Genomic DNA, 14,026 nt, shown 5'->3' on the forward strand with positions numbered 1-14,026 from the left:
AAGCGGACCATCGAGACAATCAGAAAGGACGTCAACGTGTACATACTAGGCATCAACGCTGCATATCATGAGTCCGCCGCCTGCCTCGTCAAGGACGGCCAGGTGGTGATGGCGATCGAGGAAGAGCGCCTGAACCGGATCAAGCACGGCAAGCTGTCGACGCCGGAGACGACCGGCCAGCTGCCGTGGAAGGCGATCCGCAAGTGTCTCGACGCGGCGGGCATCGGCCTCGACGCGTGCGCGCACATCGGCTACTCGTTCAGCCCGGACATCCTGCAGAAGGGCGTCGCGTCGTGGCGCTCGGCGAACGGCAGCGCGCACGATTGGCCGCTCGACAACGAAAGCTATCAGACGCTCGAGGGCGGGCTGAATTTCGCCGAAGGCGTGCTGTCGTCGCGCCGGCAGTTGATCGAGGACGCCGGCTTCAAGGGCGAATTCCATTTCCTGCCGCACCACGACTGCCATGCGGCGAGCGCGTTCCACGTGTCGCCGTTCGACAAGGCGGCCGTGCTCGTGGTCGACGGCATCGGCGAGTGGGCGAGCACGTCGCTCTATCACGGCGACGGCGCGACGCTGAGGAAGGTGCACGACTTCCTGTTTCCGAACTCGCTCGGCTTCGTGTGGGAGAAGCTGTCGAAGTATCTCGGCTTCAGCCAGTACGACGCGTCGAAAGTGATGGGGCTCGCCGCCTACGGCGACGGCGCGAAGACCATCGAACTGTTCTCGCGGATCGTCACCGACAAGGAGAACATGACCGTCGATCTCGCGGTGCTGCGCCACGAATCGCCCGATTTCACGACGCTCGAAGCGCTGTTCGGGCTGCCCCGCCGGCACACGCCCGTCGACTTCGACGCCGACAACTGGCAGGCGTACGTCGACGTCGCCGCGGGGCTGCAACTGCTCACCGAGCAGGTTCTGCTGCACATCCTGCGCAAGTTCGATCGCACGACCTACCGGCACCTGTGCATGGCGGGCGGCGTCGCGCTGAACTGCGCGGCGAACGGCGTGATCGTGCGCGAGAAGCTGTTCGACGACGTGTTCATCCAGCCGGCGTCGAACGACGCGGGCACCGCGATGGGCGCGGCATTCCTGATCTGGAATCAGGTGCTCGGCAATCCGCGCGAATACGTGTTCAACCACGCGTATCTCGGCCCGGAGTATTCGGACGGCGAGATTGAGACGGTCCTGCAGCGCACGAACCTCGCGTACCGGAAGGTCGACATCGAGAAGGAAGTCGCGCAGCTGATCGCGAACGGCAGCATCGTCGGCTGGTTCAACGGGCGGATGGAGTGGGGCCCGCGCGCGCTCGGCGGCCGCAGCCTGCTCGCGGACCCGCGCAACAAGGCGGTGCGCGAGCTGATGAACGTGAAGGTCAAGCACCGCGAGCTGTATCGCCCGTTCTGCCCGAGCATCCTCGGCGAGCGCGCGGAAGAGTGGTTCGAGGGCAGCGCGAGCGTCGCGGCCGGCAAGTACATGCTGACGACCTCGCGCGTGCGCGCGGAGAAGGCCGAGCAGATTCCGGCCGTCGTGCACTTCGACGGCACGGTGCGGGCGCAGACGGTGTACGCGCAAGACAATCCGCGCTACCACCGGCTGATCTCCGAGTTCGACGCGCTGACGGGCGTTCCGCTGCTGCTGAACACGTCGTTCAACGATTCGGAGCCGATCGTGTGCACGCCGCAGGATGCGATCAACACGTTCATGAAAACCGACATCGACTATCTGGCGCTCGGCAGCTACCTGATCTCGAAGCATTGAGCGGCGTCGAAGCGCCGGCCGCCGCCGCGCGCCGCGCAGCCTGCCTCCGCGCCGCGGAGGCGGGCGGCGCGGCGCCATCCCGTCTCACCGTCTCGTCTCACGAATTCGCGTACCCATGGCTTCTCGCACGAACCGCTTGCCGCGGTGGCTCAAGATCCTCCCCGGCCTCATTCTCCTCGGCGCGCTGCTCGTCGCGGCCGGCGCGGCGCTGTTCCTGCGCGCGAGCCTGCCGCAGCTCGACGGCGACGTGCGCGCGCCGACGCTCGGCGCTCCGATGACGATCGAACGCGACGCCGCCGGCGTGCCGACCGTCGCCGCGCGCGACCGCTTCGACGCCGCCTACGGCATCGGCTACCTGCATGCGCAGGACCGCTTCTTCCAGATGGATTATCTGCGCCGGACCGGAGCAGGGGAGCTGGCGGAGCTGCTCGGGCCCGCCGCGCTGGATTTCGATCGCGAGCACCGGCTGTTCCGGTTTCGCGCGCGCGCCGCCGCTGCGCTCGCGCAGTTGCCGCCCGACGAGCGGCGCCTGCTCGAACGCTACGCGCAAGGTGTCAACGACGGTCTCGCCGCGCTCCGCGCGCGCCCGTTCGAATACGCGCTGCTCGGCGAGCGGCCGGCGCGATGGCGGCCCGAAGATTCGCTGCTCGTGATCTGGGCGATGTACTTCCAGGTGCAGGGCACGCTCGCGTCGCGCGACATCGCGCGCAACTGGCTGACGGACCACGCGACGCCGCAGCAGCGCGCCTTCCTGCTGCCGTCGTCGAGCGGATTCGACGCGCCGCTTGATGCGTCGCGCATCGACGAAACTCCCGCGCCGCTGCCGGACGCCGCGCCCGACTGGTTCCGCGCCGCAGGCGACGGCGCGACCAAGCGCGCGTCGCTCGACTTGCGGTCGTCGGTCGGCAGCAACAACTGGGCCATTGCCGGCAGCCGCAGCGCACGCGGCGCGGCCATCGTCGGCGACGACATGCATCTCGTGCTCGGCCTGCCGAACACCTGGTATCGCGCGGCCTTCACCTATCCGGCCGGCGCGGCGCCCGTGCGGCGGGCCGTCGGCGTGACGCTCGCCGGGCTGCCGGCGATCGTGGCCGGCAGCAACGGGCATGTCGCATGGGGCTTGACGGTCGGTTACGCGGATTGTCTCGACCTCGTGCCGCTCGAGCGGGACGGCGACGATTCGCGCGCGTTCCGGATGGACGGCGCGCGTCAGGTCGCGCGCCGGTACGTCGAATCGATCCGGGTGCGGGGCGGCGCGCCTGTTTCGCTGACCGTGCTGGAAACGGCGGCCGGGCCGGTGCGGGAAATCGGCGGCCGGCCCTATGCGGTCCACTGGGTCGCGCAGTCTCCGGGCGCAGTGAACCTGAGGCTCGCGCGCCTCGCGGACGCCGTCGACGTCGACGGCGCGATCCGCGTGGCGAATACGCTCGGCATTCCCGCCGAGAACATCGTGGTCGGCGACCGCGCCGGGCGAATCGGCTGGACCATCGCCGGCGCGCTGCCGGACCGGCGCGCGCCGCGCGGCGGCGAGGGCGCGGCGTGGCAGTCGCTGCTGCCGCCCGACGCGTATCCGCGCGTCGTCGATCCGTCGGGCGGCCAGCTTTGGACCGCGAACAGCCGGCAGTTGGCGGGCGACGCATACCGGTTGATCGGCGACGGCGGCACGGATCTCGGCGCGCGGGCGACCCAGCTGCGCGACGGACTAACGGCGCTCGGCCGCACCGACGAACGGGCGGCGTATCGGATCGATCTCGACGATCGCGCGCTGTTCATCGCGCAGTGGCGCGACCGCGCGCTGCGCGTGCTCGACGACGCGGCGCTCGCCGGCCATCCGTCGCGCGCGGAATTCCGCCGGCTGCTCGAGAACGGCTGGACGGGCCGGGCGAGCGTCGATTCGGTCGGGTACACGCTCGCGCGCGGCTTTCTGTATCGGCTGTACGACGTCACGTTCGACGGGCTCAACGCACGCCTGAAGCAAGTCGATGCGGGCACGGACTACGAGCTGGCGAATCTGCGCTGGCCGGCCGTCGTCGCGCGGCTGCTCGACGCGCAGCCGCCGGGCTGGCTGCCGGCCGGCGCGTCGAGCTGGCGCGACGTGCAACTGATCGCGATCGACCGGACCATCGCCGCGCTCACGGCCGACGGCGCGCCGCTCGCGCGGGCGAGCTGGGGCGCGCGCAACACGCTGCGGATCGCGCATCCGTTCGCCGGCAGCCTGCCGCTGCTCGGCGGATGGCTGACGGCGCCGGCTGCCGAGATGCCGGGCGATTCGCACATGCCGCGCGTCGCCGCGCCGGATTTCGGGCAGTCCGAGCGGATGGTCGTGTCGCCGGGGCACGAGGAATTCGGGATCTTCAACATGCCGGGCGGGCAGAGCGGGCATCCGCTGAGCCCGTTTTTCCTCGCGGGCCACGATGCGTGGGTGCGCGCGGAGCCGACGCCGTTTTTGCCCGGCGTCGCACGGCATACGTTGAGATTCGCGCCGTAGCCGTGACCGAAGCGAACGGGCGCGGCGCTTCGGTGCGGTTTCGATTCCGGCCGCAGGCGACGCTATGCGTACGACCATCGCATCCGGCCTTTCCGTCAGCCTGGTTACAAATTTGCGAAGACCGCAGCCACCAACCGTCCGGTAGGCGAGGGCATTTTCAAGCGGCACGCCCCCGTCCCTATTTACGTCTACGAGTGTAGTGAGAAACCGCTGAGCCTTACCAGGTAAGGCTTGGATCATGCGGCCCGATCCCATGGGAGGAGGGGCAGTTACAAAATTGTGCAAACAGACGGCCAGCGTCCGGTTGCAGAATTTTGTAATTCCCCGGCAACAGCAATTAGAGGCTCTTCGCCCAGGCAGTTACAAAATTGTGCAAACGAATTTTGCAGAATTTTGTTCATTTATCGGACGGTTGCACAATTTTGTAAATCTTTCCAACGGATCGACCAACGCTGGCCTACTCTTTAGCTCACGTGCCCGATCGGCATAGGAGGCTCTCATGGCGAGCGTCGGACTCGTAGATGACCGTGCCGAAGAGATGGAACACTCGGAACGCCGAATCTGCGGGAAATCGATCGATCTTTCCGCTTGGCCGACGTTTGATGAAGCAACCCTTGTGGGGGCCCAGCAAGAGAGGTATTTTGCCCGAAAGTACGCTGTGACCCTATATTTAAGGGGAGCATCATACGAAACACTTGCGAAGTCGACATCTCTTAGTGGAAACCAAATATATCGACTCATCAGTGAGAGATGCTTAGCCATTCATCCTGATGGACGCGAATATGGTTGGCGCGGCCTCGTGCCGTACGCCCGAATTCGGCAATATCGACGCACCAAGAAGGTCTGTATCGATCAATTCGGATCTGGTGGTGTAGGTGCACTGGAGAGTACTCTCGATGCGTATCCAGCTCTTCGGCATGCGTTTGAAAAGCGCATTCGAACGGTTGCCCCGAACCAAAAACTGGTCCATATAGGACCGTCATTGACTCGGCATTGCAAATGGCTCCTCGATGAGCTTCGCCGACTCGGCTGTGAAGCGAGGGGGGAGTGGCCATTTAACACTCGCAGCTTGGCGTACTACTCAGTCCGCCGATATGTCGAGAAGACTCTCGCAGAATCCCCAACGGCGCTGGCAAGCTCCATTGGAGGGCCAAGACTTGTGCGAAAACTGAAAACTGGTGACGGGACAGGTCGTCCGGTAACGCGCTTTATGCAACGTGTCGAAATGGACGCACATAAGATCGATGGCCGATTTTGCGTCTCAGTCGCACAGCCAGACGGAAGTTTCCAGGAGAAAATCGTCCACCGACTGTGGGTAATTGTCATTATCGAGATAGTCTCTCGAGCAGTGCTCGGGTATCGTCTTAGTATGGGAAAGGAGATTTCGAAAGATGATGTGTTGCGTGCAATCAAAAGCGCACTAGGGAAGTGGGTACCCCGACCAGTGGTGTTCAGTGCGGCACCATTTGCTAAAGGCGCCGGATTTCTATCCGCTCTGGGAGATGAATTCGTCGGCTTGTGCTGGGACGAGACCAGTGTTGATGGCGCGCTCGCAGAAACCTGCCAGTATGTAAGCCAGGCGCTTTTAAATGCTGTCGGCGCAGTGATTTTAGAACCAAAATCGTCTTTCGCGAAGCGTCGAAGCATGGATGATCGCCCGTTTATTGAGACATTTTTCAGAACTTTGGCAGGCCGTGGATTTCAGAGGCTTTCAAATACAACCGGAAGCAATACAACTGGGCGAAGCGACAGGAAACCAGATGAGGTGGCTATCTCTAGCAAATTCCAGCTTGAATACGCTGAGGAGTTATTGAATGTATTGATTGCGAATTATAACGGTACGCCGCATAGTGGAATAGGCTTCCATACCCCACTCGAGTACGCAAAATTTCTATATGACAACACGCCAGCAAAGCTGAGAAGAGCAGACGCGAGTCAGGTTCAAACATTTTTCAGTTTTAGAAGGTGTTGTGTCGTACGGGGCGGGGCTAAAAGCGGCCGCTCGCCGTATGTGGAGTTTTGCTATGCACGCTATACCAATGAGACATTGCAGCAGAGGCAGGATCTTGTTGGGACTAAAATATGGGTGATTTCTCACATTGACGACGACGGGCGCGTCGCGATTGGATCGACCCTTGATGGAGGATCACTCGGAGTGTTGCGCGCCGCACCTCCGTGGCATCGCTCCCCTCATAGTGTCACGGTTAGAAACTCAATATATAAGATAAGCAAGCGATTAAAATTTTCGCTAACAGAGGGAAACGATGGAATTGGTGCATTTATCAATTTTGTCGAAAGTCAGCCGAAGGGGAAATTGCCGGTGCATCCAACTTATCTCGAAGTTCGACGAATTCTCGCAAATGCGTTACCAGCGTCAATCACCGGGACAATGCTCGATTCCGCTCTACAGAGGCTCGAATCTGATCGCGAAAACTGTCAATCAGCTCCAGTGGAGGACGGGGTGACACTTTTTGAAGAGGTGTCGAAGGAAAAAGAAGCGTTGTCAAGATTGCCCCCACCCACAATGGCGGCATCAGATTAGCCATGCACGAGTCGTGGCCAGAGCATATCGATCCCCAACACTGCGTCCTCCGGCAGCGATATGCCGTGTATACCCCGCCAGCCTATGAAATGATCAATCAGATTGGCGACTGGATCGATCAGCAACTGCCGGGTGGTTATGTCTATGGCGCGTCTCGCCTTGGAAAAACAAAATGCGTCCAATGGTACCTCGCTTCGAAACTGGAGGAGCGTTTCAAATCCATACTGCCAATAATTATTTGGAGTCGCCCAGCCGACAGCCAGACGAGCGAAGTGGCTTTCTGGTATCAAATACTGAAGGCATCGAAATTCGAATTTGCAAAACCAAATTCTCGCCAGAGCGTGCGAAAGATCTTTGAGCAATGCGAGCAAAGATTTATCTCCATAGCGGAAAATGCGAAAAGTAACTATGCGATACTCTTGATTGATGAGGCTCATGATTTGACGCTAAGGGAGTGGAAGTGGCTGCTCGGAATGCAGAATGCTCTCGATAGCGCCGGATATATCCTGAGCATCTTTTCAGTCGGATCACATCAGTTAGGATATCAGCATGACTATATTGCGAAAACCGGGAATGCGCATGTCGCGGCGCGTTTTATGGTGGCAAGCGTTCGTTTTCATGGGTTGCGATCGAGCAGTGAGATCGAGTACGTTCTAAATGGATATGATGTGAATTCCGAGTGGCCGCGCGGCAGTCAGATTTCTTTTCTTCAATATTTCGCTCCGAACGATTTTTCTCGCGGCCGCCGTCTGGCGGAATCGTCGAAGCTGTTTTGGAAAGCGCTGAAAGAACTTACACCAACCGAGGCAAAAGAATATAAAGAGTTCCCGATGCAGCATATCGCACGAGCCGTAGAGGGTGTGTTGCGGCAGCTTGCAAATGGACTCGATTGGGAAGATGCGACATCATATGAAAATTGGTTGAAAGAGCTTGCCAAAACTAATTTTTCAGATCACATGAGAATCATCGCGTCGGAGCAGTAAATGATTCGCTACCCCTCTATAAATTGGTGGCCAGGGAATTTGCGGCGCTATGAGGCAAGGGAGTGTTTTGTTGCGCGTTTTTGTGATCAGAATGGAATTTCAACAAGTCAGGCAATAAAATATATAGGAATGGGGACGTCGCACATCGGTCTCGATGCAAATAAAGAGATAATGCATGTGTCATAGGTCTTGCGAGAAAATAAAGCAGTTGTCTCAACCGTTCTTCGTCCTTTGCTAAGGGCTCCAGCATTCGAGGTGCGCCATTATCCTAGCATTAAACGCGGCTCCTATATTATGCGAATATGCCCCGAATGCATAGAAAATGGATATTACAGCAATTTCCATGAAATGAAGTGGATTAGACTGTGTCCGCTTCACGACTGCGAATTGGTGGAGTGTTACGCAAACCGAAGTGGGTCGACTATTTTTGAGAATAGGGTTTCACGTCTTCGAGACATCCTTCGGAGTAGTTGTAGTTATTGGCCGGCGTCTGGAACAAGACACCCTATTAGAATCACGAATGCCGCGAAAAGAATCGCAGAATGGTTGTCCGCGGCCAGTGATGAAATGGCGACCTTATCCGAGAACCAGATATGGACAAATGATAATCAAGCTGAGGATCCGATTAATTTGATGGGTCGAGCAAAAAGATTGGTGCCGATTGAGAAAAGTATCGAGAAATACCTTGTCGATCGGTACGCATTGTGGCACGTAGAGCGCCAGGATTTTGGTGTTGAAGTGAAAAATAGAATTGACGAGCTTCAGCTTGCTTCGAATTTTAGCTTCGAATATTCATATTATTTCTACAAATGCCTCGGAGGAAATGAGGCGAGCGGAGTTGACTTCCTTGGGAATGTGAAGCGAGAAAGGAAGAAAATTGAGCTCCGACATGGTGTATGCAACTGTCAATGGAAATATTTCAAGGGTGGATGGAGAAGGTCTGAGCTGCTTGATGATTATGGATGGCCGGAGAGGTCAATGGGGGAATGTCCATTCCAGATGGCGCTGTCTATGTGGGATGAAGAGTGGGGAATGGTTTCCGATTCTATTTCCAATCGTGATCTGAGAGAATACGCATTGGAGATGACCGAGTTATCTCGTTTGATGTATAACGCCGACTTGATTTCTTACGCGCCTGATGCCAACTTGTCACCGGAAGGGCTTCTTTGTTTATCAAAAAAACCACTGTCTTACTGCAGATGGAACTCCGAGTCGGTGCTTGCGGGAATTTTCAAATGCACCGCTATTTGGGAGGTTGAGTGGCTGTCGACCGTGCTCAACAAATGGCTCGATAACATGAAGAAAGAAAGCCCGCCTCCGGAAATAAATTGGTCGCGAGATCGAATATGCTTAGTCAAGATGGCGGAAGGGGTGGCGTTGATGAAGTGGATAAAAGTCATTTAGCCATTTCGACAACTTACAGCTCGTGAAGAAAAAAATAGAGTCTCCGCTGCATGAGTGTGTACCCGATGGGGTGGTTGTTCCCAATACACTCCGAAAATTGTGACTTAAAGACGACTGACGGGGTTCGGGGAAGTTCGCAGTATTCTGCGGATGTCTCACATCCGAAATGTCCCGCCCCCCCAAGTCGCTTCCAGCTCGCGAGGTGTTAGCGATTAATCTACGCCGTCTTCGCGCGGAACGAGGCTGGTCGCAAGGGGATCTCGCTGAACATAGCGGGCTTGACCGATCGTTCGTGGCGCATGTCGAACGCCAGGCCCGCAACATATCGCTCGACAACCTGGAAAAGCTGGCCTTAGCACTTGGCGTGAAAATAGCTAGGCTGCTCGAGTATTGAGATTGGTGCCGCGCTCTTCGGAATGTGACGGGCGTCCATGGTGACCTCAGTCCTCGTCAAGATCGCCCCGCGTTGCGCCGCTTTGAATTCCACAAGGGATATGACCTGACGCGCTCGTCGGTACGACACAAGCAGTGCGGTGCTCGAACAGGACTCCTCCCTCTGTCTAACAAATCGCTTGTACGTTCGTGCCATCGACACATGGAGATGTGGTTTTATTTTGGTGGTTTTTGCGTCACAACCAGACCTAACCTCCGACTTCATGGGCGCGCGATGGGCACACGTTCTGATGCACCAAATGCTGGGCAGAGGGATTCGTTCAAATGTCAGGTTGACTGCGGCGTCGAGGTCGGCATTGATTATGCAGGGCGCATGGTCTGGGTTGTGGCTGAGAAATCAAGGCTCTGCATTGCGGTAGCGCTCGCCGATTTCGCCGACATGGGATACAGCGTCAAGGCCCGCACGCTAGGCATCGCGCTTGATTCATCGCTCGGATACATAGAAATACCATGCTCCCGACAACAGGCCGAGAGTATTGTCGTACGTATCGGGTGGGATGTGGCCCGCCTCCATATTCATTGACATCACGTTCTTGGCGGTCGTCGTTCACTTTGCGTGGCAGCCGAACGGAAAAGCTGCACTGAGTCGATGATGAAGAAGCCATATCGCGCCGTCAGGCGCTATTCACTCAACGTCGAGGGACGAGACTTCGTTGTCGGTGACGTGCATGGTTGCTTCTCCCTGCTAGGGAATCGCTGATTAATAGGCCATCCTGCGAGGTTGTCGGCGGCGCTGGTACGGAATTTCCGGATGCCGAAGTGAAGCGTCGGCAATTCCGGTGAGTTTGGCCCGAGGGTGCGCCTCGTTTCTCGCATTCTTCACGCACATAACGGACTGCTCCCATGAACGGATCGCAACAGGTTTCGCGCGATCACCAGATTCGCCAAGGCGAACAGGCTGAACAGTTGCGCGGTGTTCTTCGCCAGTCCCTTGTAGCGGACTTTGCGATGGCGGAACAGATTCTTGACGACATGAAACGGGTGCTCGACTCGCGCACGAATCTGCGCCTTGGTTCGCTCGAATGCGATCATCAGATCCTTCAGCGCCCCGTCCTGCATCGCCTTGATCCTTCCGCGCTTGGCCGCCACCCGCCATTTCACCGACTTGCCCTTCATTTCGTCGCGCTTATCCACGCCGATATAGCCCGCGTCGCCGAACGCTTCTCGCTCGTGACCGTGCAACAGCGCGTGCGCTTGCGAAACGTCCGACACGTTGGCCGACGTGCTGACCACACTGTGAACCAGCCCCGAATCGGCATCGACGCCGATGTGCGCCTTCATGCCGAAATGCCACTCGTTGCCCTTCTTCGTTTGATGCATGTCCGGATCGCGACGCTTCTCGGCGTTCTTGGTCGACGGCGGCGCTTCGATGATCGTCGCATCGACCAGCGTGCCTTCCTTCATCATCAGCCCGCGTTCGCACAGCGAGATGCCAATCTCGTCGAACAGCTTGCGCGTCAGGTCATGTTCGAAAAGCAGGCGCCGGAACTTCAGCAGCGTGGTCGCATCCGGCACGTTCTCGACGGCCAGATCAATCCCGGCAAACGCTCGCATCGCGATGCTGTCGTACAGCGCATCCTCCAGCCCTTCGTCCGACAGGCTGTACCACTGCTGCAGGAAGTAGATTCGCAGCATCCGCTCCAGACCAATCGGCGGGCGGCCGCGAGCTCCCTTCGGGTAGTACGGCTCGATTGCCGCCAGCAACCGCGACCATGGCACGAGCTTCTCCATCTCGTCCAGAAAACGCTGACGCCGGGTCACGCGCTTCTTGCCCATGCTTTCCGCTTCCGCAAAGCTCACTTGCCGTTTCATCGTCTTGGGTTCGTTCCGTGAACTATCTTCTACAACGTCCCCGGCTGCGTCAGCGATGACCGCCGTGCCGGATAAATCAGTGTTTCCCTAGAGAAAGAACTCGCGTCAGCCGCGTATGATCCTCGTTCCGACAGACTATTTAGCGTCGGCGACTTGGTAGACCGCGGGCCGGAATCAGCATCGGTACTCGATGCTGTTCGCCGGTACCGGATCAAGGCAGTTCGTGGCAATCATGAGGACATGATCCTGAGGTGGTGGGGCGGATACACGTCTAGTGATCAATTGATCGCCAACGGTGGGGAGTGGTTCATTGCGATGGACGACGGGAGCGGTAGAGCAAGGCGTTTCGCAAGCTTTATGGGCTCGTTGCCGTACGCCATCGAGATAGAAACCCGCAACGGTCTTGTTGCACTCATCCATGCGGATGCTCCTCAAGACGATTGGCCAAAGTTGGCCGAGATGCTTGAACGTGAGGGGCCCGACAGTATGACCAGCCGACAGGCGCTGTGGCTGAGAGCGCGGTGGGGCGAGCGCAGGGAGCGCGATGATGGCGAACTATCTCCACTTGACACGTTATTCGACCTACCCGTCGAAGGGAGGAGGCCGATAGCGTCCGATCCCGGCCGAATCATTCATGGCGTGAAGGCCGTGATTGTTGGTCACACTCCGGTTCGAGAACCGATTGTTCGCGGAAACGTAATCAATATCGACACCGGCGCCGTATATGGTGGGGTACTGACAGTGTTTGATCTCAACGCATTGTTAGGCTTACTTTCAAGCACAGAGCCCGAACAAATCGGCGAGGTTCATCGCCTCGTCAAGTAGCGGGCGGCTACCGCGTCCCGGCTGTTCAAGCGACGATGCGCTGAGCGTCATAGCACGCCTGCTTGATGCTCATATCGCGGGGCCAGCACCGCCGGTCGTCGAGAGCCACGCAGGCGTGCGCAGGCGCCTGCAGGCAGCAACTTGGAGCGTCGACAAGCGGCCAGTGCGACGGAAACTCGGCTGCGGCGATCGCATCGATTCGTTCGACAGGCGCGTGTCAAATCACCTCTCGGTAGTGCGCCGCAAGAATGCGCAATTGTTCGACGAGACTCGCAAATGATGGCCGCGGCAGCCGGCGCATGACACGCATCGCACGTCGAGCGCCTCGAGCAGGTCTGCCGTGCGATGTTCGATGCCGCGTCCACGGGGTGACCTTGAGATACAAGTAAATCTCCGGTCAGCGCGATCTAGATGCGGTCGCATCGCAACAAGCGGTTCGACGGCCGTGAGCAGATCGGATTTTTCCGGAACTCGATGCGCTGTCCAGTACGCGCGAGATGATTGTCGCAATATTCTCACCGTTCTGGATGATTCGGTTCGGCTGGCATCTGTTGCCATGTGCTGGGAAGCGGGTTGCGGCAGGTAACTGCATTCGAAGTGGTGTCGCGTCCATTTGCAAGTACATGGCACGGGCGCTTAATTGACTGCGGATCTGGTGCCAAAGTTTGGCGAAATCGTTCTTTGCTGGACCCGTAGGTATCGCATCGACACTGGACGGGGTCATCGGGTCGTTGATCTCGACTTCGTCCGCGGAGAACATCTCCGGTGAATTGCGCTAAACCGGAATCGCCCCGGCCAAGTTCCCTTTGACTCGATGCGAGCGGCGGATGATGAATGTTTTGCACCTGCGTTCTCAACACGGTTCATATCAACAGTTCAATGTCAAAAGGGCGAGGTACCCTCTTTCTCATCGCGCCACATTGTCGTTAGCCGCTTGCTATTCGTTGCGCCTTCCTGTGCTCATCCCGTAGATGAGGTCATGAGCCACACTCATGAGCCTCGCCTCGATCGCCGGCGAATTTCTCGCTGTTCCGATCTGAATCGTCAGTCCGTCAACCATTGAAATCAACAGTGTTGCCACTTCCTGACTATAAGCAATACTGTTTTTTGGATTAACGGTGCTCAGCAATTTGGCAAGTTCACACGTTAGCGTGCTGTACCATTCGTCGAGAAACTTGGAACATTCCGGATCCGTTGCTGCAAACGATAGAAAATGCCGAATCAGTGCGCAATATTCCGGACTCTTCGCATCGCGCAGCGAGCGCTGCAAGATCTCGTCGAGCACTGCTTGGGGTGTTGTGTCGCTGCTCAGTGCACTCTTTAGATCGTCCAAATACGTGTCGATGACAGGTTCGATAACCGCACGCAAGACGGCCAGCCGCGTTGGAAAGTAATATTGGAGATTACTAACGCTGATCCCTGCCGCAAGGGCAACCGCACGTTGCGAAAATTCGAGTGGCCCACCTTGCAAAAGAAGCTCTTTTGCCACCCCCACAATTCGATTGCGGGTACGCAAACCTTGTGCCCGCAAGCCGTCGACATGGCTTCCCGCGACCGCTGCACTCGATGTGCGCCGACTCCTACGAATGTGCTGCTTAATAGGCATTGTCATCGCTGCGTGTCCAGAATAGGGCGTGTCAGCACTTTGAGTGCCGCTGGCAAGATTAGTACGCAACGCACGAACTGGTTGAAGCGGCATTCCGTCCACGTGTGCCGGTTGCACACCCCACTACGTGATGGGTCACAGAACTCTGCGACATG

At 58.2% G+C, this 14,026-nt stretch carries 10 protein-coding genes; 8 read left to right on the forward strand and 2 right to left on the reverse strand.

What is annotated here, in order from left to right; translation table 11 throughout:
- Positions 1–36: 36 nt before the first annotated feature.
- The 7 genes from ACFIMZ_RS26275 to ACFIMZ_RS26305 all read left to right on the forward strand — a co-directional run bounded on the left by ACFIMZ_RS26275 (position 37) and on the right by ACFIMZ_RS26305 (position 10,151).
- Positions 37–1,758: a carbamoyltransferase family protein gene (locus ACFIMZ_RS26275; protein WP_431825195.1), complete on the forward strand. Its 1,722-nt coding sequence runs from the start codon at positions 37–39 to the stop codon at positions 1,756–1,758.
- Between the two features lie 115 nt (positions 1,759–1,873).
- Complete coding sequence (locus ACFIMZ_RS26280) at positions 1,874–4,246, forward strand: penicillin acylase family protein (protein WP_431825196.1); 2,373 nt, start codon at positions 1,874–1,876, stop codon at positions 4,244–4,246.
- A 1,210-nt stretch (positions 4,247–5,456) separates the two neighbouring features.
- Positions 5,457–6,788, forward strand: a complete 1,332-nt coding sequence (locus tag ACFIMZ_RS26285; protein WP_431825197.1) for a hypothetical protein — start codon at positions 5,457–5,459, stop codon at positions 6,786–6,788.
- A 65-nt stretch (positions 6,789–6,853) separates the two neighbouring features.
- Complete coding sequence (locus ACFIMZ_RS26290) at positions 6,854–7,771, forward strand: ATP-binding protein (RefSeq protein WP_431825198.1); 918 nt, start codon at positions 6,854–6,856, stop codon at positions 7,769–7,771.
- A gap of 546 nt (positions 7,772–8,317) precedes the next feature.
- The gene (locus tag ACFIMZ_RS26295; protein ID WP_431825199.1) at positions 8,318–9,175 is read left to right on the forward strand and encodes a hypothetical protein; all 858 of its coding nucleotides are present in this window, start codon (positions 8,318–8,320) and stop codon (positions 9,173–9,175) included.
- 166 nt (positions 9,176–9,341) lie between these two features.
- Positions 9,342–9,569 (forward strand): helix-turn-helix domain-containing protein, encoded by a 228-nt coding sequence (locus tag ACFIMZ_RS26300; RefSeq protein ID WP_431825200.1) that lies wholly within the window; start codon positions 9,342–9,344, stop codon positions 9,567–9,569.
- 201 nt (positions 9,570–9,770) lie between these two features.
- Positions 9,771–10,151: a hypothetical protein gene (locus tag ACFIMZ_RS26305; protein WP_431825201.1), complete on the forward strand. Its 381-nt coding sequence runs from the start codon at positions 9,771–9,773 to the stop codon at positions 10,149–10,151.
- 296 nt (positions 10,152–10,447) lie between these two features.
- On the opposite strand, the gene ACFIMZ_RS26310 is transcribed toward ACFIMZ_RS26305, so the two are convergent.
- Complete coding sequence (locus tag ACFIMZ_RS26310) at positions 10,448–11,440, reverse strand: IS5 family transposase (protein WP_431819405.1); 993 nt, start codon at positions 11,438–11,440, stop codon at positions 10,448–10,450.
- A gap of 75 nt (positions 11,441–11,515) precedes the next feature.
- Between ACFIMZ_RS26310 and ACFIMZ_RS26315 the strand changes: the two genes are divergently transcribed.
- Complete coding sequence (locus tag ACFIMZ_RS26315; protein WP_431825366.1) at positions 11,516–12,265, forward strand: metallophosphoesterase; 750 nt, start codon at positions 11,516–11,518, stop codon at positions 12,263–12,265.
- Positions 12,266–13,202: 937 nt separating this feature from the next.
- On the opposite strand, the gene ACFIMZ_RS26320 is transcribed toward ACFIMZ_RS26315, so the two are convergent.
- Positions 13,203–13,877 carry a TetR/AcrR family transcriptional regulator gene (locus ACFIMZ_RS26320; RefSeq protein ID WP_431825367.1) on the reverse strand — a complete coding sequence of 225 codons (675 nt, stop codon included), beginning with the start codon at positions 13,875–13,877 and terminating at the stop codon, positions 13,203–13,205.
- Positions 13,878–14,026: the final 149 nt, after the last annotated feature.

The sequence above is a fragment of the Burkholderia sp. F1 genome, assembly GCF_050813845.1.
GTDB classification, from domain to species: Bacteria; Pseudomonadota; Gammaproteobacteria; order Burkholderiales; family Burkholderiaceae; genus Burkholderia; species Burkholderia ubonensis.

Coding starts and splice junctions, on each gene's coding strand:
- ACFIMZ_RS26280 (WP_431825196.1), top strand. CDS start 1,874: ATGGCTTCTCGCACGAACCGCTTGCCGCGGTGGCTCAAGATCCTCCCC.
- ACFIMZ_RS26285 (WP_431825197.1), top strand. CDS start 5,457: ATGCAACGTGTCGAAATGGACGCACATAAGATCGATGGCCGATTTTGC.
- ACFIMZ_RS26300 (WP_431825200.1), top strand. CDS start 9,342: ATGTCCCGCCCCCCCAAGTCGCTTCCAGCTCGCGAGGTGTTAGCGATT.
- ACFIMZ_RS26305 (WP_431825201.1), top strand. CDS start 9,771: ATGGAGATGTGGTTTTATTTTGGTGGTTTTTGCGTCACAACCAGACCT.
- ACFIMZ_RS26310 (WP_431819405.1), bottom strand. CDS start 11,440: ATGAAACGGCAAGTGAGCTTTGCGGAAGCGGAAAGCATGGGCAAGAAG.
- ACFIMZ_RS26320 (WP_431825367.1), bottom strand. CDS start 13,877: ATGACAATGCCTATTAAGCAGCACATTCGTAGGAGTCGGCGCACATCG.